This is a genomic window from Cupriavidus basilensis OR16, from assembly GCF_000243095.1.
Taxonomy (GTDB): Bacteria; Pseudomonadota; Gammaproteobacteria; order Burkholderiales; family Burkholderiaceae; genus Cupriavidus; species Cupriavidus basilensis_D.
In genome coordinates this window covers 1-360 of record NZ_AHJE01000363.1, presented here as the reverse complement: position 1 = coordinate 360, position 360 = coordinate 1, and the positions used below count along the sequence as shown (strand labels likewise).

1 pseudogene is annotated in these 360 nt (G+C 54.7%); it reads left to right on the top strand.

Features of this window, described 5'->3' with window-relative positions:
* Window positions 1-215: 215 nt before the first annotated feature.
* Window positions 216-360 (top strand): annotated as a pseudogene (locus OR16_RS42750) (tripartite tricarboxylate transporter TctB family protein); the annotation flags it as partial.

Sequence of the window (360 nt, the reverse complement as noted above, 5' to 3'; positions counted from 1 at the left end):
TCGCGGCGTGATGTATGTGATTTGGCGGGATTTCCAGGCGTATCGGTGAATACCCCTAAACCAAGACAAATGAAAGCAAGCTGAAAGATCGCCTCTCTAATGTTCGTTCCATCCTGCAGGGACAACATGTTCGTCCTGCCGATCGGACCACCTCCGCACGCAAAGAGCCTGTGAGCGGAGGGGCACAGCTTTCACGTACTTTGAGGAGAATCGTTTTGCGCATACGCAGCCAAAAGGACTTTGCCTCCGGCCTGATGTTCATCCTGGTCGGATTGTGCTTTTCCTGGGTCGCCCGCGGCTATTCCATGGGAACAGCCGCCAAGATGGGCCCCGGATATTTCCGTTTCTACTCGGCCTGGT